18 protein-coding genes are annotated in these 17,669 nt (G+C 72.4%); 10 read left to right on the forward strand and 8 right to left on the reverse strand.

Translation table 11 applies throughout. The features are described from left to right. Positions 1-101: 101 nt before the first annotated feature. Entirely contained in the window at positions 102-1,721 is a 1,620-nt protein-coding gene (gene aceB / locus OHA98_RS12615; protein WP_266925261.1) for a malate synthase A, read from the reverse strand. Positions 1,722-1,965: 244 nt separating this feature from the next. Beyond that, positions 1,966-2,571: an NTP transferase domain-containing protein gene (locus OHA98_RS12620; RefSeq protein ID WP_266925263.1), complete on the reverse strand. Its 606-nt coding sequence runs from the start codon at positions 2,569-2,571 to the stop codon at positions 1,966-1,968. Between the two features lie 202 nt (positions 2,572-2,773). On the opposite strand from OHA98_RS12620, the gene OHA98_RS12625 reads away from it, so the two are divergent. Continuing rightward, positions 2,774-3,076 carry a DUF5955 family protein gene (locus OHA98_RS12625; protein WP_266925265.1) on the forward strand — a complete coding sequence of 101 codons (303 nt, stop codon included), beginning with the start codon at positions 2,774-2,776 and terminating at the stop codon, positions 3,074-3,076. Between the two features lie 46 nt (positions 3,077-3,122). Here the strand turns inward: OHA98_RS12625 and OHA98_RS12630 are convergent, their stop codons facing one another. Together OHA98_RS12630 and OHA98_RS12635 are read right to left on the reverse strand one after the other, a co-directional pair. Further along, the gene (locus tag OHA98_RS12630) at positions 3,123-3,755 is read right to left on the reverse strand and encodes a response regulator transcription factor (protein WP_266925267.1); all 633 of its coding nucleotides are present in this window, start codon (positions 3,753-3,755) and stop codon (positions 3,123-3,125) included. After that, the gene (locus OHA98_RS12635; protein WP_266925268.1) at positions 3,752-4,963 is read right to left on the reverse strand and encodes a sensor histidine kinase; all 1,212 of its coding nucleotides are present in this window, start codon (positions 4,961-4,963) and stop codon (positions 3,752-3,754) included. The genes OHA98_RS12630 and OHA98_RS12635 overlap by 4 nt, the downstream gene beginning before the upstream one ends. 110 nt (positions 4,964-5,073) lie before the next feature. Here OHA98_RS12635 and OHA98_RS12640 point away from each other — a divergent pair, with 110 nt between their 5' ends. Then, a complete protein-coding gene (locus tag OHA98_RS12640; protein ID WP_266925270.1) occupies positions 5,074-6,159 on the forward strand; it encodes an ABC transporter permease in 1,086 nt (361 codons plus the stop codon). After that, positions 6,156-6,839: an ABC transporter ATP-binding protein gene (locus OHA98_RS12645; RefSeq protein ID WP_266925272.1), complete on the forward strand. Its 684-nt coding sequence runs from the start codon at positions 6,156-6,158 to the stop codon at positions 6,837-6,839. The genes OHA98_RS12640 and OHA98_RS12645 overlap by 4 nt, the downstream gene beginning before the upstream one ends. 236 nt (positions 6,840-7,075) lie before the next feature. Here the strand turns inward: OHA98_RS12645 and OHA98_RS12650 are convergent, their stop codons facing one another. Beyond that, entirely contained in the window at positions 7,076-7,876 is an 801-nt protein-coding gene (locus OHA98_RS12650) for an IclR family transcriptional regulator (protein ID WP_266925274.1), read from the reverse strand. 337 nt (positions 7,877-8,213) lie between these two features. On the opposite strand from OHA98_RS12650, the gene allB reads away from it, so the two are divergent. From allB to OHA98_RS12665, 3 genes are all read left to right on the forward strand, one after another. Beyond that, the gene (gene allB, locus OHA98_RS12655) at positions 8,214-9,557 is read left to right on the forward strand and encodes an allantoinase AllB (RefSeq protein ID WP_266925276.1); all 1,344 of its coding nucleotides are present in this window, start codon (positions 8,214-8,216) and stop codon (positions 9,555-9,557) included. A 2-nt stretch (positions 9,558-9,559) separates the two neighbouring features. Further along, the gene (alc, locus tag OHA98_RS12660; RefSeq protein WP_266925278.1) at positions 9,560-10,741 is read left to right on the forward strand and encodes an allantoicase; all 1,182 of its coding nucleotides are present in this window, start codon (positions 9,560-9,562) and stop codon (positions 10,739-10,741) included. A gap of 150 nt (positions 10,742-10,891) precedes the next feature. Continuing rightward, positions 10,892-11,221, forward strand: a complete 330-nt coding sequence (locus OHA98_RS12665; protein WP_266925280.1) for a putative quinol monooxygenase — start codon at positions 10,892-10,894, stop codon at positions 11,219-11,221. A gap of 27 nt (positions 11,222-11,248) precedes the next feature. Here the strand turns inward: OHA98_RS12665 and OHA98_RS12670 are convergent, their stop codons facing one another. Then, complete coding sequence (locus OHA98_RS12670; RefSeq protein WP_266925282.1) at positions 11,249-12,013, reverse strand: SDR family NAD(P)-dependent oxidoreductase; 765 nt, start codon at positions 12,011-12,013, stop codon at positions 11,249-11,251. A 322-nt stretch (positions 12,014-12,335) separates the two neighbouring features. Between OHA98_RS12670 and OHA98_RS12675 the strand changes: the two genes are divergently transcribed. Further along, positions 12,336-12,959 (forward strand): dihydrofolate reductase family protein, encoded by a 624-nt coding sequence (locus OHA98_RS12675; protein ID WP_266925284.1) that lies wholly within the window; start codon positions 12,336-12,338, stop codon positions 12,957-12,959. Between the two features lie 37 nt (positions 12,960-12,996). Here OHA98_RS12675 and OHA98_RS12680 read toward each other — a convergent pair whose 3' ends face one another. After that, complete coding sequence (locus OHA98_RS12680; RefSeq protein WP_266925286.1) at positions 12,997-13,620, reverse strand: TetR/AcrR family transcriptional regulator; 624 nt, start codon at positions 13,618-13,620, stop codon at positions 12,997-12,999. A gap of 390 nt (positions 13,621-14,010) precedes the next feature. Continuing rightward, positions 14,011-14,214, reverse strand: coding sequence for a hypothetical protein (locus OHA98_RS12685; RefSeq protein WP_266925287.1), 204 nt, complete (start codon positions 14,212-14,214; stop codon positions 14,011-14,013). A gap of 145 nt (positions 14,215-14,359) precedes the next feature. Here OHA98_RS12685 and OHA98_RS12690 point away from each other — a divergent pair, with 145 nt between their 5' ends. The 3 genes from OHA98_RS12690 to OHA98_RS12700 all read left to right on the forward strand — a co-directional run bounded on the left by OHA98_RS12690 (position 14,360) and on the right by OHA98_RS12700 (position 17,603). Next, on the forward strand, positions 14,360-15,580 hold the full coding sequence (locus tag OHA98_RS12690) for a sensor histidine kinase (protein WP_266925289.1): 1,221 nt from the start codon (positions 14,360-14,362) through the stop codon (positions 15,578-15,580). Positions 15,581-15,668: 88 nt separating this feature from the next. Next, complete coding sequence (locus OHA98_RS12695; protein WP_266925291.1) at positions 15,669-16,400, forward strand: response regulator transcription factor; 732 nt, start codon at positions 15,669-15,671, stop codon at positions 16,398-16,400. A 27-nt stretch (positions 16,401-16,427) separates the two neighbouring features. Then, entirely contained in the window at positions 16,428-17,603 is a 1,176-nt protein-coding gene (locus tag OHA98_RS12700; protein WP_266925293.1) for a cytochrome P450, read from the forward strand. The last annotated feature ends 66 nt before the right edge of the window (positions 17,604-17,669 follow it).

A 17,669-nucleotide genomic window follows, 5' to 3' on the forward strand; every position in this document is an offset into this window, starting at 1 on the left:
TAAATGTCGGGTGAGATGCTGTCCGTTCTCGCTGCCGCACGGCTCCGCCCCCGGCACTGTGCGGTACCGGGGGCGGAGCCGTGCGGCTGTGGTGACTCGGGTCAGTCCAGCTGCTCGTACGCGGGGAGGGTGAGGAAGTCCGCGTAGTCCTGGTCCAGGGAGACCTGGAGCAGGAGGTCGTGGGCCTGCTGCCACCTGCCCGCGGTGAAGGCCTCCTCGCCGGTCTCCTCACGGATCGCGGCCAGTTCCTCGGCCGCGACCCTGCGTGCCAGTTCCGCGGTGGCGTGTTCGCCGTTCTCGAAGACCACGTCCGCGTTGATCCACTGCCAGATCTGCGACCGCGAGATCTCGGCGGTGGCCGCGTCCTCCATCAGGTTGAAGATGGCGACCGCGCCCATGCCGCGCAGCCATGCCTCGATGTAACGGATGCCGACCGCGACGGCGTTGCGCAGCCCGTCGTACGTGGGCCTGGCGTCGAGGGTGTCGATGGCGATCAGGTCGCCCGCCGCCACGGAGACGTCCTCGCGCAGGCGGTCCTTCTGGTTCGGCTTCTCGCCCAGAACGGCGTCGAAGGAGGCCATGGCGATGGGGACGAGGTCGGGGTGGGCGACCCAGGAGCCGTCGAAGCCGTCGTGCGCCTCGCGGTCCTTGTCGGCCTTGACCTTCTCGAAGGCGACCTTGTTGACCTCGGCGTCGCGGCGGGACGGGATGAACGCGGCCATGCCGCCGATCGCGTGCGCGCCGCGCTTGTGGCAGGTGCGGACGAGGAGTTCGGTGTACGCCCGCATGAACGGGGCCGTCATCGTCACCGCGTTGCGGTCCGGGAGGACGAACTTGGCGCCGCCGTCACGGAAGTTCTTGACGATGGAGAAGAGGTAGTCCCAGCGGCCGGCGTTCAGGCCGGAGGCGTGGTCGCGCAGTTCGTAGAGGATCTCCTCCATCTCGTACGCCGCCGTGATCGTCTCGATCAGGACCGTCGCGCGGACCGTTCCCCGCGGGATGCCGACGTAGTCCTGGGCGAAGACGAAGATGTCGTTCCAGAGGCGGGCCTCCAGGTGCGACTCCGTCTTCGGGAGGTAGAAGTACGGTCCCTTGCCCAGGTCGATGAGGCGCTGGGCGTTGTGGAAGAAGTAGAGGCCGAAGTCGACCAGCGCACCGGGCACCGGGGTTCCGTCGAGCTGGAGGTGGCGCTCGCTCAGATGCCAGCCGCGCGGCCGGGTGACGACCGTCGCCAGCTCGTCGGCGGGCCTCAGGGCGTACGACTTGCCCGACCTCGGGTCGGTGAAGTCGATGGCGCGGGTGTAGGCGTCGATCAGATTCAGCTGGCCGAGGATCACGTTCTCCCACGTGGGGGCGGACGCGTCCTCGAAGTCGGCGAGCCAGACCCGGGCGCCCGAGTTCAGGGCGTTGATGGTCATCTTGCGGTCGGTCGGACCGGTGATCTCCACCCGGCGGTCGTCGAGCGCGGCCGGGGCCGGTGCGACCTTCCAGGAGTCGTCCGCGCGGATCGCCGCCGTCTGCGGCAGGAAGTCCAGGGTGGACGTACGGGCGATCTCGGCGCGGCGCTCGCCGCGCCGGGCGAGCAGCTCGTCGCGGCGCGGCGTGAACTGCCGGTGCAGCTCGGCCACGAACGCGAGGGCCGCGTCGGTCAGGACCTCCTCCTGCCGGGGCAGGGGCTCGGCATCGACGATGGCCAGCGGGGACGGCGCTGGTGCGGACATGAGCTGTCACTCCTTCAGCGGGTGGTGCGGACGGCGTGCCGGGGCCGCCGGAGCGCCCGGAACGGCACGGCGTGCCATGGCTCCGGGATGCGGCCGTGGGCGCCGTTCGAGGTGCAGAGGGCTTCTGACCAGTGGATAGTAGTTTCCTCATGGTGGAAGTTCAATGGTTTGTTGATATCGAGATTCTCCGGGTCGACACAAGCGCGCCCCGGTGGCCCACCGTGCCAGGACGCCTGCGGACCGTTCATTCCAGACGCGCCAGATCCTCCGCGGTGTCGATGTCGTACGCCTGAGCCACATCGGAACACTCGACGAGCGTGATCGCATCGCGGTGCGCCCGCAGATAGGTGCGGGCGCCCCGGTCGCCCACCGCCGCCGCGGCGACATCGGCCCACCGGTCCGCGCCGAGGAGCACCGGATGACCCCGCTCCCCGCCGTACGAGGCGGCCGCCAGAGCGGCCCGCGACGTGTACGCCGAACGCACCCGCGCCACCGCCCGCGCGCCGATCCCCGGCTGATCCACCAGGAGGACGAGCGCGGCGTCCGCGCCCGTACCCGCGAGGGAGGCCAGCCCGGCCCGGAGCGAGGAGCCCATGCCCTCCTCCCACTCCGTGTTGACGGTCACCGCGCACCCCGCCAGCGAGGCACGGGCCCGCACCTCGTCGGCCGCCGCGCCCAGCACCACGTGCAGCGGTCCGCAGCCGCCGTCGCGCAGCGTCCGCAGGGCGTGTTCGACCAGTGGACGGCCGCGGTGCCCGAGCAGCGCCTTCGGCCTGCCGCCGAGCCGGCGGCCGCCGCCGGCGGCGAGCAGCACTCCGGCGACCACGGGGTTCTCGTCTGTAGGAGCCATGGCCCCTGGATACCACCGCTGGGTTCGCACAGGCGAAAAGAATGTCACCCTCAGGGGTAACCCCGAATTCTGTCCCCGGAGTGGCGCACGCCACCTTTCATGGCGTTAACTTGCGGGCAACCCCAGGCACTTGACCACGGTCCGGGGCCTGGTCGATACACGTGCACAAAGACGTGCGAGGGGGAGTGCTTTGTTGCGAAGCGTGGGGCAGAAGCGGGTCACCGGCAGCGGTGAGGACCCGAGAGTCGCGGAGCTGCGTACGGCGGTCTCCCGGCTCCGCCGCGAACTGGCCGGTCACCCGGCGGAGTTCCCGGACCGGGGGATCGCCGAGGACGAGCTGGCGGCGCTGGACGCCATGGCGATCAGCGGCACACCGGAGATTCCCCGGCTGCGCCGCTCGCTGCTGCTGATCGCGGGGGCGATCGGCTCGGTCAGCGCGCTGGCGGCCGGGCTGAGGGACGTACGGAACGCGGTGGATCTCTTCGGGGAGCCGCCGCGCCGCTGAACACGGGTGCGGGCCGGTGGGGGACCGGCCTCGAAGGACCCGGGGGTCAGCGGCGGATCAGCCGGCGTGCCGTCGCCGCCGCGACCGCCGAGGTACGGGAGTCGACGCCCAGCTTGGCGTAGATGTGCACCAGATGGGATTTCACCGTCGCCTGGCTGAGGAACAGCTTCTTGCTGATCTGCTGGTTGGACAGCCCTTCGCCCAGCAGCTGCAGAACCTCCAGCTCGCGCTTGGTGAGCGCCTCCGCGGGGGTGCGCATCCGGTCCATCAGCCGGTGGGCGACCGCAGGGGCGAGCGCCGAGCGGCCGGCCGCCGCCGTGCGGACCGCGCCCGCCAGTTCCTCCGGCGGCGCGTCCTTGAGCAGATAGCCGCTGGCGCCCGCCTCGACCGCGGCCAGGATGTCGGCGTCCGAGTCGTACGTGGTGAGGATCAGCACCCGGGGCGCGCCCGCCGCCGCGGTGATCGCGGCGGTGGCCTCGGCGCCGTGCATCCCGGGGCCGAACTGCAGATCCATCAGGACGACGTCGAAGCCGCCCGCCGAGGCGAGGGCCACGGCCCGTTCGGCGGTGGCGGCCTCCGCGACGACCCGGAAGTCCGGCTCGGTGTCGAGGACGGCGCGCAGCCCCGCCCGTACCACCGGATGGTCGTCGGCGAGCAGCAGCCGGATGGGGTCGTTCATACGGTGTTCGCCTCCGTCGGGGTCTGCCGGGCCTGCGGGAGGGGGAGCGTGACGGCTACCGCCGTGCCCTGCCCGGGAGCCGATTCCACACTCAGGGTGCCGCCCAGCGAACGCGCCCTCGACCGCATCGCGGGCAGCCCGAAACCGCTTCTCCCCGCCTCGTCGGGCGGCCCGGACGCGGGGTCGAAGCCCCGGCCGTCGTCGACGACGTCCAGCGAGAGCGAGGTGTCCATGAAGCTGAGGGTGACCTCCGCCCGCCCGGCACGCGCGTGCTGCACCGCGTTGGCCAGGGCCGACTGCGCGGTACGCAGCAGCGCCACCTCATAGGGGGTGGGCAGCTCCACCGGGGTGCCGCTGACCGCGAAGTGCACGGTGAGACCGGGCGACGTGGTGCGGGCGCACAGCCGCTCCAGGGCGGCGGCCAGCGAGCCGTGCTCCAGGTCCGGGGGTGTCAGCGCGCGTACGAAGGAGCGGGCCTCGGCCAGATTGTCCTGCGCGGCCTCACGGGCCCGGCGCACATGCGCGGCGGCCGGCGCGTCCGCCGGCAGCGAGCGCTCGGCGGCCCGCAGCAGCAGCTGGATGCTGGACAGCCCCTGGGCGAGGGTGTCGTGGATCTCCCGGGCCAGCCGTTCCCGCTCGGCCAGCGTGCCCGCGGTACGTTCCGCCCCGGCCAGCTCGGCCCGGGTGGAGACCAGTTCCTCGATCAGCTCGCGGCGCCGCTCGCTCTCCCGGAACAGGGCGTCGTACCCGAACACGGTGGCGACCGAGACCGCGGCCCCGAGCAGCGGGCCGATGAACGCGCCGGGGCTGATCTCCTGCCCGTGCAGGAGGAAGCTGGTGATCGCGGCCCCGGCGGTGACCGTCACGGCGGCCAGGCCCCAGTGCGTCGGCAGCAGATGGAGCTGGAGGAAGTAGAGCGGGAAGGCCAGCCACAGGGCGTCCGGCGACAGGACGAGCAGGCCCAGCCACACCGCTCCCAGCGCGGCCAGCCAGAGCGCGGCGGCCCGGGTCCGGGGCCGGACGGACGGGGCCAGGGCGCCCGCCGCGTACACCGCGGCCATCGCCGCCGTCAGGGCGACGGCCGCCGGGGCGTGCGCGACCGGTTCGCTCAGGGCGCGGGCCGCGCCGAGCACCAGCAGCCCCAGCAGCAGGGCGTGCAGGCACAGCCGCAGGGCGGCGGTGACCGGGGTGTGCGAACGCGAATCCATGGTCCGTCCAGCGTAGACGCGCCCCGCGCGTGGCCGGTCAATCGAAAGGTTGATGTCGGGCCCCTCCGCCGCGCGATGTTTCCGCGGGCCCGGTGCCCGAGGCTGGAGCCATGTTCGTCGCATGGAGAGATCTACGGTTCGCCAAGGGCCGCTTCGCCCTCATGGGATCGGTCGTGGTGCTGATCACGCTGCTGGTGGGGCTGCTGTCCGGTCTGACGGCCGGGCTGGCCCGGGAGAACACCTCGGCCGTCACCGGGCTGAACGCCGACCACCTCGCGTTCGCCGCGCCACCGGACGGCCGGTCGGTGTCCTTCACCGACTCGACCGTCCGGGAGAGCGCCTGGCGGAGCTGGGCGGAGCAGCCCGGTGTCACCGCCGCGCAACCGCTCGGCATCCGGACCCTGAACGCCGCCGCCGGTGACCGTACGGCCGCCGTGTCCGCCTTCGGTGTCGAGCCGGACGGCGGACTCGCGCCCGCCGGGTCCCGGGTGGCCCCCGGGGAGGTGGTGCTCTCCGAGGGTGCGGCCGAGGACCTCGGCATCGGAGCGGGGGACAGGATCCGTCTGGGCGGTCTGGAGCAGCGGGTCGCCGCCGTCGCGGCGGACGACTCCTACAGCCACACGCCGGTCGTCTGGACCTCCCTCGACGACTGGCAGCGCATCGGGCACGACGGCGCGGGACCGGCCCAGGAGGCCACGGTCATCGCCCTGACCACGGCCGGCGGCGCAGATCTGGCGGCCGGTGACAAGGCGGCGGGCACCCGCACCTTCACCCTCGACGGCTCATTGACCGCGATCGGCTCCTACCAGGCCGAGAACGGTTCCCTCCAGCTGATGCGCGGCTTCCTGTTCGCCATCTCCGCCCTCGTCATCGGCGCCTTCTTCACCGTCTGGACGATCCAGCGCAGCGGCGATGTCGCCGTCCTGAAGGCGCTCGGTGCCTCGACCCCGTATCTGCTGCGCGACGCGCTCGGGCAGGCCGTCGTGATGCTCGCCCTCGGTACGGGGCTGGGCACCGCGCTCGCCTCCGGGCTCGGCGCTCTGATCAGCGGGGGTGCCGTGCCGTTCGTCCTGGACGCGTCGACCGTCCTCGTCCCGGCCGCCGTCATGATCGCACTCGGCGCGCTCGGGGCCGCCCTGTCCATCCGGCGGATCACCGCCGTCGACCCGCTCACCGCGCTCGGGAGTGCCCGATGACCCTCACGCTGTCACATGTCACCCTCACCTACCCCGACGGCGACGGCAGGCTCACCGCACTGGACCGGGTCTCGCTGGACGTCCCCGCGGGCTCGCTCACCGCGGTCGTCGGACCCTCCGGCTCCGGGAAGTCGAGCCTGCTCGCGGTGGCCGCCACCCTGGTCACCCCGGACGAGGGGAACGTCGTCGTCGCCGGTACGGAGACCTCGGGGCTCAGCCGCGCGGAGCAGGCGGCGCTGCGCCGGGAACGGATCGGCATTGTCTTCCAGCAGCCGAACCTGCTGCCCTCACTGACCGCCGCCGAACAGCTCCAGGTGATGGCGCATCTGTCGGGCCGGGCGGCCCGCACCGCCCGCGCCAGGGCCCTCGAACTGCTCGACGCGGTCGGTCTCGCCGACCGGGCGCACCGCCGCCCGCACCAGTTGTCGGGCGGCCAGCGTCAGCGGATCAATATCGCGCGGGCCCTGATGAACGAACCGGCGGTCCTGCTCGTCGACGAGCCGACCAGCGCGCTCGACCACGAACGGGGGGCCGCCGTGCTCGACCTGCTGGCCACCCTGACCCGGCAGAGGTCCACCGCCACGGTGCTGGTCACGCACGACCGGGCGCACCTGGACCGGATGGACCGGACGGTGACGATGGACGACGGGCGGCTGACCGTACCGGATCCCGCCGTCTGACCGGCCCCGCTGCCGGCGGCCCGGTCCCGCGCCCGCTGCCGGCGGCCCGGAACCGCGCCCGCCGTCTGACCGGCCCCGATGCCAGCGGTTCCCGAACCCGCGCCCGCTGCCGGCGGCCCGGAACCGCGCCCGCCGGCGGCCGGTGGTCCGACGGAGGCCGGGGCCCCCGCCGGTGGCCCGACGGAGGCCGGGGCCCCCGCCGGTGGCCCCGGCGGGGACCCGGTTCCGCCCGCTGGTCAGCCGGCCGAACCGCTGCTCGCCAGCGCCGAGGAGAGCTCCTTCGCGACCTGCTGGAGAATCGGCACGATCCGCTCCGTCGCCGTCTCCGTCACCCGTCCCGCCGGGCCCGAGATGGAGATCGCGGCCGAAGTGGGGGAGTTGGGCACGGACACGGCCAGGCAGCGGACGCCGATCTCCTGCTCGTTGTCGTCCACCGCGTACCCGGCCCTGCGCACCTGCTCCAGCGCTTCGAGGAAACCGTCCGGGGTGGTGATCGTCTTCTCGGTGGCGGCCGGCATCCCGGTGCGCGCGAGAAGAGCCCGTACCTCCTCGGCGGGCGTGTTCGCGAGCAGCGCCTTGCCCACCCCCGTGGAGTGGGGAAGCACCCTGCGGCCCACCTCGGTGAACATCCGCATCGAGTGCTTGGAGGGGACCTGGGCGACGTACACGATCTCGTCGCCGTCCAGCAGCGCCATGTTCGCCGTCTCGCCGGTCTCCTCCACCAGACGCTGGAGGTAGGGGCGGGCCCAGGTGCCGAGCAGCCGGGACGCGGACTCGCCGAGCCGGATCAGACGGGGGCCCAGCGCGTAGCGGCGATTGGGCTGCTGGCGGACATAGCCGCAGACGACCAGGGTGCGCATCAGCCGGTGGATGGTGGGCAGGGGAAGCCCGCTGCTCGCGGAGAGCTCGCTCAGTCCGACCTCGCCCCCGGCGTCGGCCATCCGCTCCAGCAGATCGAAGGCGCGCTCAAGGGACTGCACCCCACCGCTGGACCCGGTGGGTTTGGAGTCGGATGTGCTGGCGTGGGACGGCGGCACGTCAACGGTCCTTTCGAAGCGGAAGGCAAGGCAGCAGCCTACCGGGCTGTTCCGGATCGGCCCACTGCTCCCGGTGCGGCGTCCTTGCCGGTCAGGGCCTGTTCTGTCCAGGTGCCGACGGTCGGCCGGGGGGTGGGGCGGTGCCGCTCCTGGCCCATGCTACGTTCCACCCTCCGAAATTGGACTTTTACTTTGTGGAAATCTCCAGTCGGGCTGACGGGTGGGTGCCGCATGGTCCGCCGGCCGTCCGGCGAGATGGGCGGGGGCTTGACGGGCCGGATCCCCGAGTGAAGACTCGTTCAACAGTTCGTTGAATTCTCTTGAGTGAGGAGCACGGGTGTCCGGTCCGGACGTGAACCTGGTACTGCGCTCGACGCGCGTCGTCACCCCCGGAGGTACGCGCCCCGCGGCCGTCGCCGTCGCCGGCGGGACGATCGAGGCCGTGCTGCCGTACGACGCCGGTGTACCCGGCGGCGCCCGGCTGGAGGACTTCGGCGACGATGTCCTGCTGCCCGGCCTCGTCGACACCCACGTCCATGTGAACGACCCCGGCCGCACGGAGTGGGAAGGCTTCTTCACCGCCACCCGGGCGGCCGCGGCGGGCGGGATCACCACCCTCCTGGACATGCCGCTCAACTCCCTGCCGCCGACCACCACGGTCGGCCATCTGCGCACCAAGCAGCGGGTCGCCGCTCCCAAGGCGCACATCGACACCGGCTTCTGGGGCGGTGCGGTCCCGTCCAACACCAAGGACCTGCGACCGCTGCACGAGGCCGGGGTCTTCGGCTTCAAGTGCTTCCTGTCGCCCTCGGGGGTCGAGGAGTTCCCGGAGCTGGACCAGGAGCAACTGGCGTGCTCCATGGCCGAGATCGCCGGATTCGACGGGCTGCTCATCGTGCACGCCGAGGACCCGCACCGGCTGGCGGCCGCGCCGCAGCGCGGCGGCCCGGCGTACGCGGACTTCCTCGCCTCCCGTCCGCGCGACGCCGAGAACACCGCGATCGAGGGCCTGATCGCCCACGCCGGGCGGCTGAACGCCCGCGTCCACGTACTGCATCTCTCCTCCGGCGACGCCCTGCCGCTGATCGCCGCCGCCAAGCGCGAGGGCGTACGTGTCACCGTCGAGTCCTGCCCGCACTTCCTCACCCTCACCGCCGAGGAAGTCCCGGACGGGGCAACCGAGTTCAAGTGCTGCCCGCCCATCAGGGAGGCTGCCAACCAGGACGCCCTGTGGGCCGGGCTCGCCGACGGCACCATCGACTGTGTCGTCTCCGACCACTCGCCCTGCACCACCGATCTGAAGACCCCCGACTTCGCCTCCGCCTGGGGCGGCATCTCCTCCCTCCAGCTCGGCCTGCCCGCCATCTGGACCGAGGCCCGCAGGCGCGGTCACTCCCTCGACGACGTGGCCCGCTGGATGTCGGCCGCGCCCGCCACCCTGGCCGGACTGACCCGCAAGGGCGCCATCGAAGCCGGCCGTGACGCCGACTTCGCGGTCCTCGCCCCGGAGGAGACCTTCATCGTCGACCCGGCCGAACTCTTCCACCGCAACCAGGTCACCGCGTACGCGGGCCGGACCCTGTACGGGGTCGTGCGGTCCACCTGGCTGCGCGGCGTCCGCATCGCGGCCGACGGCGTCCTGGCCGAGCCCACCGGCCGCCTCCTCGAAAGGAATCACTGACCATGACGGACTCGGCGATACCGCGCTTCACCGGAGACGCGAGCCCCTACGCGGGCGGCGACCCGTACGCCGACCACCGCGGCGCCGACTTCCCCTTCAGCCACCTCGTCGACCTCGCCGACCGGCGGCTCGGTGCCGGTGTGATCGCCGCCAACGACGAGTTCTTCGCCGAGCGCGAGAACCTGCTGAAGCCGGAGCCCGCCGAGTTCGACCCGGAGCGCTTCGGCCACAAGGGCAAGGTCATGGACGGCTGGGAGACCCGCCGCCGACGCGGAGCGAGCGCCACCGAGCCGCACCCCACCGACGAGGACCACGACTGGGCGCTGGTACGCCTCGGTGCACCCGGCGTCGTCCGGGGAATCGTCGTCGACACCGCCCACTTCCGCGGCAACTACCCGCAGGCGGTCTCCATCGAGGCGGCCTGTGTCCCCGGTTCCCCGGCCCCCGGTGAGCTGCTCGCCCCCGATGTCGCGTGGACAACCCTCGTACCCCGTACGGCCGTCGGCGGCCACGCCGCCAACGGGTTCGTGGTCGAGGCCGGAGCCCGCTTCACCCACCTGAAGGTCAACCAGCACCCGGACGGCGGAATCGCCCGGCTCCGGGTGTACGGAGAGGTCGTCCCGGACCCCGCCTGGCTGGCCGCGCTCGGCACCTTCGACCTCGCGGCGCTGGAGAACGGCGGACAGGTCGAGGACGCCTCCGACCGCTTCTACTCCCCGGCCACCAACACCATCCAGCCGGGCCGTTCCCGGAAGATGGACGACGGCTGGGAGACCCGGCGCCGGCGCGACAAGGGCAACGACTGGATCCGCTACGCGCTCGCCGCCGAGGCGGAGATCCGGGCCGTCGAGATCGACACCGCGTATCTGGTGGGCAACTCCGCGGGCTGGGCGAGCCTTTCCGTACGCGACGGGGACGGTGACGGCGGCGGGGACGCGAGCGCCATCGGGGGAGAGGCCGGGGAAGAGGGCGGTGGCGGCGGGGAATGGACCGAGATCCTGCCCAGGACCCGGCTCCAGCCCGACACGAACCACCGATTCGTCCTGGAGCGGGCCGTCCGGGGCAGCCACGTCCGGATCGACATCTTCCCGGACGGCGGCATCTCCCGGCTCCGGCTCTTCGGCTCGCTCACCGCCGAGGGCGCGGCGCGGCTGGCCGCCCGCCACGAGGAACTGGGCGGCTGACACGGGCGCGGCGGGCCGGGCCGGACCCGGAGCGTCGGGGTGTGCCCGATGAGTCCGGATACGCGGGCTTGTGTCACCCTGGTCGAGGTGCGGCGAGGTGCCCCACGGGGCGCGGCGCCGCACCTTCGGACGTCCCGACCAGGAGTTGTCATGATCTTCATCGCCGTCAAGTTCACCGTCCTCGTCGCCGAGCGCGACAACTGGCTCTCCGCGCTGGAGGACTTCACCGTCGCCACCCGTTCGGAGCCGGGCAACGTGTTCTTCGAGTGGTCGTACAGCGTCGAGAACCCGAACCAGTTCGTGCTGCTGGAGGCCTTCGCCGACGCGACGGCGGGCGAGGCGCATGTGAAGTCCGACCACTTCACGGCGGCGATCGGGACGATGTCGGACATGGTCGCCGAGGTGCCCGAGATCATCAATGTCGAGGTGCCGGGCGAGGGCTGGTCCCGGATGGCGGAGGTCACCCCGCGCAAGCGGTGACCCCCCTCGCCCGTGAGGGCCGCCAGGTCAGGCCGCGTGGCCGCCGTCGACCACGACCTCCGTCCCGGTGATGTACGCCGCGTCGGCACTCGCCAAGTAAGCGATCAGGGAAGCCACTTCGTCCGTCGTGCCGAACCTGGCGAGTGCGGTCGCGGAGCGCTGGCCCTCGGCGAACGGGCCGTCGGCCGGGTTGAGGTCCGTGTCGACGGGACCGGGCTGGATCAGGTTCACCGTGATGCCGCGCGGACCGAGTTCCCGGGCGAGCGGCTTGGTGAGACCGGCCAGCGCGGACTTGCTCATCGCGTAGAGCGTGCCGCCCGCGCCACCGGCGTAGCGGCTCAGGGCCGTACCGACGGTGATGACGCGCCCCCCGTCGGCGAGCCGGCCGGCCGCCGCCCGGCAGGCGAGGAAGACCGCCCGTACGTTCACGGCCAGCACCCGGTCGACATCGGCGGTACTGAGCGTGGAGATCGGTCCGAGGACACCGATGCCCGCGTTGTTGACGAGGATGTCGAGTCTCCCCAGCGCGTCCGCCGCGCGGCCGACGGCCCCGGCGGCGGCCCCCGCGTCCGCGGCGTCGCAGCGCAGGGCGACGCCGCGGCGCCCGTAGCCCTCGATCTTCCGGACGACCGCCAGGGCGGCCTCCTCGTCCTGTACGTAGGTCACGGCCACATCGGCCCCCTCCCGCGCGAGCCGCAGGGCGGTGGCGGCGCCGATGCCGCGGCTGCCGCCGGTGACGAGAGCGGCCCTGGGGGAGCCGGTGGTGACGGCGGCGACGGTGGTGCTGGACATGGCGGATTCCTTGCCGTTGGGGGAGTGGTGTCGCACCGGCCGGACGTCCCGCTGTCCACGGGCCGGCCGGTGACAAGGACAAGGAAAGCCGTCCGGCGGTCCGGAGACCGGCGGGAAACGGACGCCCACTCCGGATGGCCGCTCGGCACGCCCGCACCGGTCACCCGCTCCCGCTCCCGCACGCGCCCCTTCCCGTACCCCGTACCCCCGTACGCCCCCGCTCGACGGGTGGACCGATGAGTCAGGGGCGAGAGTGGGGTCATAGACGGGCAGGCCGGACCCCGTCGACCGGTCCGGACGCGGAACCATAAGGAGCATCGCCATGGGCAAGCTGACTCTCACCACCTTCGTGACACTCGACGGAGTCATGCAGGCACCCGGAGGCCCCGACGAGGACCGGAGCGGCGGGTTCGAGCACGGCGGCTGGATGGTCCCGTTCGCGGACGACGACTTCGGGCAGTTCATCACCGAGGTGTTCGGGCGCCCCGCGGCCTTCCTGCTCGGGCGGCGTACCTATGACATCTTCGCCGGGTACTGGCCCAAGGTCACCGATGAGAACGACCCGGTGGCGGGCAAGCTCAACGGGCTCCCGAAGTACGTCGTCTCCTCGACGCTCAAGGACCCGCGGTGGCAGCACACCACCGTCATCGACGGCGATCTCGTGACCGAGGTGACGCGCCTGAAGGAGCGGACGCGGGGCGGGGAACTCCAGATCCACGGCAGCGGCCGGCTCGCGCAGTCCCTGATGGCGCACGGCCTCATCGACGAGTACAACCTGCTGGTGCACCCCGTCGTCCTGGGGGCAGGTTTCCGGCTCCTCCCGGAGGGCGGGCTGCCGACCGCCTTCGAGCTGACCGCCACCCGCACCACCTCCACGGGGGTCGCGATCAACACCTACCGGCCCACGGGCCGGCCGGACCACGGGACGTTCGCCCCGGGCGAATGAGCCGGCACCCCGGGACATCGCCCCACCGGCTCAGCGGCTACGGTGCCGACGGCAGGACCGACGCGTCCGTCGCGCAGGAGCGCAGACGCCCCAGGATGGCGCGCGCCGCCTTCGTGTATCCGATCGTGTTGTCGTGCAGCACCGACTCCGCGTTGGCCAGTTCGAGGAACGCGATGATCTCGAAGGCCAGTTGGGAGACGTCCGTGTCCTCCGCGAGCTCGCCGAGGGCACGGGCCTCCTCGACCGTCTGCTCGACGAAGGTGATCCAGCCGGTCTGCGCGGACGCCAGCGCGTCGTGCACCCTGCCCTCCCGGGCGTCGAACTCGGCGATGGTGGCGTAGAAGAAGCAGCCGCCGGAGAACACCCGCCCCCGGGAATAGGAGATCCAGCTCTCGCACAGGATCCATAAGCGGCCCAGTCCGGCGGGCGCGGCCCGCGCCGGTTTCAGCACATGCTCGACGTAGATGGTGACGGCCCGCTGGACGGTGGCGAGTTGAAGCTCCTCCTTCGAGCCGAAGAGGGCGAACACGTCGTTCGTGCTCAGCTTCAGCTGGCCGGCCAGCCCTCTGAGGGAAAGGCCTTCGAGCCCCTGTGCCGAGGCGACCTGCACCGCACACCCGAGAACCTGCTCCCGGGTGTCCGCCCCCTGCTCGATCCGCACGCTCCGTCCGATGCTCCCGACCCCCTTGGATCCACCTGCCGCGTCCGGTCCGCTCGGTCCGCCCGGTCCCTCCGCCATTCTAGGAGCGCGGCCGGTGCGGACGCCCGGTTGTCGGTGAACGGGCGCGGGGACAGATGTTCCCGTGGGCGGTTCCCGCCGGGCAGCGTGATCGTTCCGCGTGCGGGCCGGCGAGGTCTCCACAGAGCTTCCCCCGCGGAGAACCAGGAGGACCAGGTGCCCTCTGTCGCCGTGCCCGCCCTCGCACCGCCGCACCGGGCCCGGGTCACCGACCTGCCCGTACTGCTGGTCGCCGCGGTCCGGGGTGCCGGCGCAGTGCCAACGCCGCCCCGGCCGCGTCCTGACAACCGCGGCACCCCGTCCGCACCGGCGTCACGACTTGATCGAGTCCGCCGCGATCATCACCGCGGCGCCCGTCACCACCAGCACGATGTTGACGAACACTCCGTACTCGCTCATGAAGTCGAGCCGCCGCACCAGCGTCCACAGCCGGAACCACCCGGTCCATTCGTGGAGGAGCCCGGCGGCGCCCTGGGCGAAGACGAGGAACCCGATCGTTTCGACGATTTTCTTCATGCGCCGAGCCTCGTGTCCGCCCCGCGGGCTCCGCGTCGGCCACCGGTCTGACTCCTCGCGCCGAAGGTCTCGGGACCGTACGACTTTGGTCGCTTCCTGCTCCGGAACAGCCGTTCCGGGCCGCTCACCTGCGTATTTTGTCGGTATGACGCGCACTGAGTACAGCTGGCTGCTGCCGTCGGCGATGGCCGACCCGGAGCTGCCCGAGGACCGGGCACGGTCGCGCCGTACCGTGCGGGACTGGGCCGTCGACATCACGGCCTTCCTGTGCGCCGCGTTCTTCGGGATGCTCGCCCTCGCCGCCATCGAGGCCGACCGCACGACGCCGGAGGTGGTCGTCCTCGTGGACTCGGTGCTCGGCGCGGCCGCCTGCTGTGCCCTCTGGGTCCGCCGGCGCTGGCCCGTCGGACTGGCCGTGGTCCTGACCCTCGTGGGTGTCGTGGAGCCGGTGGCGGCCGGCGCTCTGCTGGTCGCGCTGTTCAGCCTGGCCGTGCACCGGTCCTTCAGACCCGTCGCGATCGTCGGTGCGGGCGCCCTCGCCGTTGCCCCCCTGCAGCCCTATCTGCGCCCGGATCCGGAAACCTCGCTCATCGCCTCGACCATCATCGGCGTACTGCTGATCCTGCTGGTGCTCAGCTGGGGCATGGTCGTACGGTCCAGACGCCAGCTGGTCCTCACCCTGCGGGAGCGGGCCCGCCGGGCCGAGGCGGAGGCCGGACTGCGCGCCGAGCAGGCCCAGCGGCTGGCCCGCGAGGCCATCGCCCGAGAGATGCACGACGTCCTCGCCCACCGGCTGACCCTGCTCAGCGTGCACGCCGGGGCCCTCGAATTCCGGCCCGACGCGCCCCCGGCCGAGGTCGCCAGGGCCGCCGGGGTGATCCGGGACAGCGCGCACGAGGCGCTCCAGGACCTCCGCGAGATCATCGGCGTGCTGCGCGGACCGGGGGACGGCGACGAGGGCCACCGGCCGCAGCCCACCCTCGTCACCCTGGACGCGCTGATCGCCGAGTCCCGGTCGGCCGGGATGAAGGTCACCCTCGACAACCGGGTCGCCGATCCCGCCGCCGCGCCCGCCGCCACCGGCCGCACCGTCTACCGCATCGCGCAGGAGTGCCTCACCAACGCCCGCAAGCACGCGCCCGGCGCCGGGGTCACCGTCGCCGTGACCGGCGGACCGGGCGGCGGGCTCACCATCGAGGTCCGCAACCCGGCCCCCACCGAGCCCTTCGAGCGGGTGCCCGGCTCCGGCCAGGGGCTCATCGGCCTCACCGAGCGCGCCACGCTCGCCGGCGGACATCTGGACCACGGACCCGAGCCCGGCGGCGGGTTCGCCGTCCGCGCCCGGCTGCCCTGGCCCGCCGCGTGAGGCGGCCGGCGCCCGTCCGCGGGAGCGGTGCCCGGATGACGCGGGGTGGGGTACGGGACCGTCGAAGGACCTGGCTACGGTGGCCGTCATGAACACCCCGACGTCCCCCACGCCCCCGGTGGCTCGACCGGTCCGGCTGCTCATCGTCGACGACGACCCCCTCGTCCGGGCCGGGCTCACCCTGATGCTCGGTGGCGCGGACGGCATCGACATCGTGGGGGAGGGTGCCGACGGCAACGAGGTCGCCGGTCTGGTCGACCGGCTGCACCCCGATGTGGTGCTGATGGACATCCGGATGCCCGGCATGGACGGCCTCACCGCCACCGAGCGACTGCGCCGCCGCCCCTCGGCGCCCGAAGTCGTCGTTCTGACCACCTTCCACGCCGATGAACAGGTGCTGCGCGCCATCCGCGCCGGAGCCGCAGGATTTGTCCTGAAAGACACCCCGCCCGCGCAGATCGTCGAGTCGGTCCTGCGGGTCGCGGCCGGTGACCCGGTGCTCTCACCCGCCGTCACCCGACAGCTCATGGCCCGCGCCGCGGGCGGCGCGCAGGACGACCGCAACAGCCGCGCGGACCGGGCGCGCAGGCGCTTCGACGAGCTGGCCGGGCGGGAGAAGGAGGTCGCGCTCGCCGTCGGACGGGGCAGTTCCAACGCGGAGATCGCGGGCTCGCTGTATCTGAGCGTGGCCACCGTGAAGACGCATGTGTCACGGATTCTCGCCAAGCTCGAACTCAACAACCGTGTCCAGATTGCTCTGTTGATCCACGATGCGGGGCTGCTCGACGAGGAGGGCGGGGGCGGGGTCGGCATACGCTGAGCGAACCGGAGCTGAAGGGGGCGGACCGTGTCCGTGATCGATCTGAGTGATGTGCCGGAATTCCGGGCCAACCCGTATCCGTACTACGCGAAGCTGCGTGCCGAGGGACCCGTCCACGCCATCCGGACCGATCAGCTCGAACGGGCCTGGCTGATCGTCGGGTACGAGGAGAGCCGGGCCGCTCTCGCGGACGCGCGGTTCGCGAAGGACTGGCGGCCCACGGGGCACTGGCCGGACGGCGACAACGCGATCAGCACCAACATGCTGGAGCTGGACGCACCGCACCACACCCGGCTGCGCAGGCTCGTGGCCCGTGAGTTCACCTCCCGGCGGATCGAGTCGCTGCGCCCGCGCGTCGAGCAGATCACCCGGGAACTCCTCGACGCGCTGCCCGCCACGGGAAGCGGCGATCTCATCGACGCGCTCGCCTTTCCGCTGCCGATGACCGTCATCTGCGAACTGATCGGCGTCCCGGACCTGGACCGGGACACCTTCCGCCGGCTGTCGAACGGGGTGGTCTCGCCGACCGAGGAACAGCGGGAGGGCGACCCCGTCGGCGCCATGGGCGACTATCTCGTCGAGCTGATCGAGGCCAAGCGCGGATCGCCGGGCGAGGACCTGATGAGCGCGCTGATCCGGGCGCGCGACGAGGGCGGCGACCGCCTGTCCCCCGACGAACTGGTCGGCATGGCCTTCCTGCTGCTCGTCGCGGGACACGAGACGACCGTCAACCTGATCTCCAACGCCGTGCGGGCGCTGCTCGACCATCCCGAACAGCTGGCCCTGCTCCGCGCCGATCTCGACGGACTGATCGACGGCACGGTCGAGGAGACGCTGCGGTACGACGGCCCGGTGGAGACCGCCACCTTCCGCTTCGCCCGCGAGGACGTACGGATCGGCCCCACCGTGATCCCGAAGGACGAGCCGGTCCTGGTGGCGCTGGCCTCGGGCGGCCGCGACCCGGAGCGCTTCCCGGACCCGGACACCTTCGACATCCGCCGGGACACCCAGGGGCACCTGGCCTTCGGGCACGGGGTGCACTTCTGCCTGGGCGCGCCGCTGGCCCGGATGGAGGCCCGGATCGCGATCCGGGCCCTGCTGGAGCGCTGCCCCGACCTCGCCCGCGACCCGGACGCCGGGGAGCCGGAGTGGCTGTCCGGCCTGCTGTTCCGCGGAGTGCGGCGGCTGCCGGTGTGCTGGTGACTCCACCCGGTACGGGCTGACGCGTCCCCGTCGGCCCGTACCTCCGCTCCGTGATCCGCACCTTTC

Origin of the sequence: Streptomyces sp. NBC_00654, from assembly GCF_026341775.1 — a bacterium.
Classification (GTDB): Bacteria; Actinomycetota; Actinomycetes; order Streptomycetales; family Streptomycetaceae; genus Streptomyces.

Coding starts and splice junctions, on each gene's coding strand:
- OHA98_RS12640 (WP_266925270.1), top strand. CDS start 5,074: ATGTTCGTCGCATGGAGAGATCTACGGTTCGCCAAGGGCCGCTTCGCC.
- alc (WP_266925278.1), top strand. CDS start 9,560: ATGACGGACTCGGCGATACCGCGCTTCACCGGAGACGCGAGCCCCTAC.
- OHA98_RS12620 (WP_266925263.1), bottom strand. CDS start 2,571: ATGGCTCCTACAGACGAGAACCCCGTGGTCGCCGGAGTGCTGCTCGCC.
- OHA98_RS12635 (WP_266925268.1), bottom strand. CDS start 4,963: ATGGATTCGCGTTCGCACACCCCGGTCACCGCCGCCCTGCGGCTGTGC.
- aceB (WP_266925261.1), bottom strand. CDS start 1,721: ATGTCCGCACCAGCGCCGTCCCCGCTGGCCATCGTCGATGCCGAGCCC.
- OHA98_RS12695 (WP_266925291.1), top strand. CDS start 15,669: ATGAACACCCCGACGTCCCCCACGCCCCCGGTGGCTCGACCGGTCCGG.
- OHA98_RS12630 (WP_266925267.1), bottom strand. CDS start 3,755: ATGAACGACCCCATCCGGCTGCTGCTCGCCGACGACCATCCGGTGGTA.
- OHA98_RS12685 (WP_266925287.1), bottom strand. CDS start 14,214: ATGAAGAAAATCGTCGAAACGATCGGGTTCCTCGTCTTCGCCCAGGGC.
- OHA98_RS12645 (WP_266925272.1), top strand. CDS start 6,156: ATGACCCTCACGCTGTCACATGTCACCCTCACCTACCCCGACGGCGAC.
- OHA98_RS12675 (WP_266925284.1), top strand. CDS start 12,336: ATGGGCAAGCTGACTCTCACCACCTTCGTGACACTCGACGGAGTCATG.
- OHA98_RS12670 (WP_266925282.1), bottom strand. CDS start 12,013: ATGTCCAGCACCACCGTCGCCGCCGTCACCACCGGCTCCCCCAGGGCC.
- OHA98_RS12690 (WP_266925289.1), top strand. CDS start 14,360: ATGACGCGCACTGAGTACAGCTGGCTGCTGCCGTCGGCGATGGCCGAC.
- OHA98_RS12665 (WP_266925280.1), top strand. CDS start 10,892: ATGATCTTCATCGCCGTCAAGTTCACCGTCCTCGTCGCCGAGCGCGAC.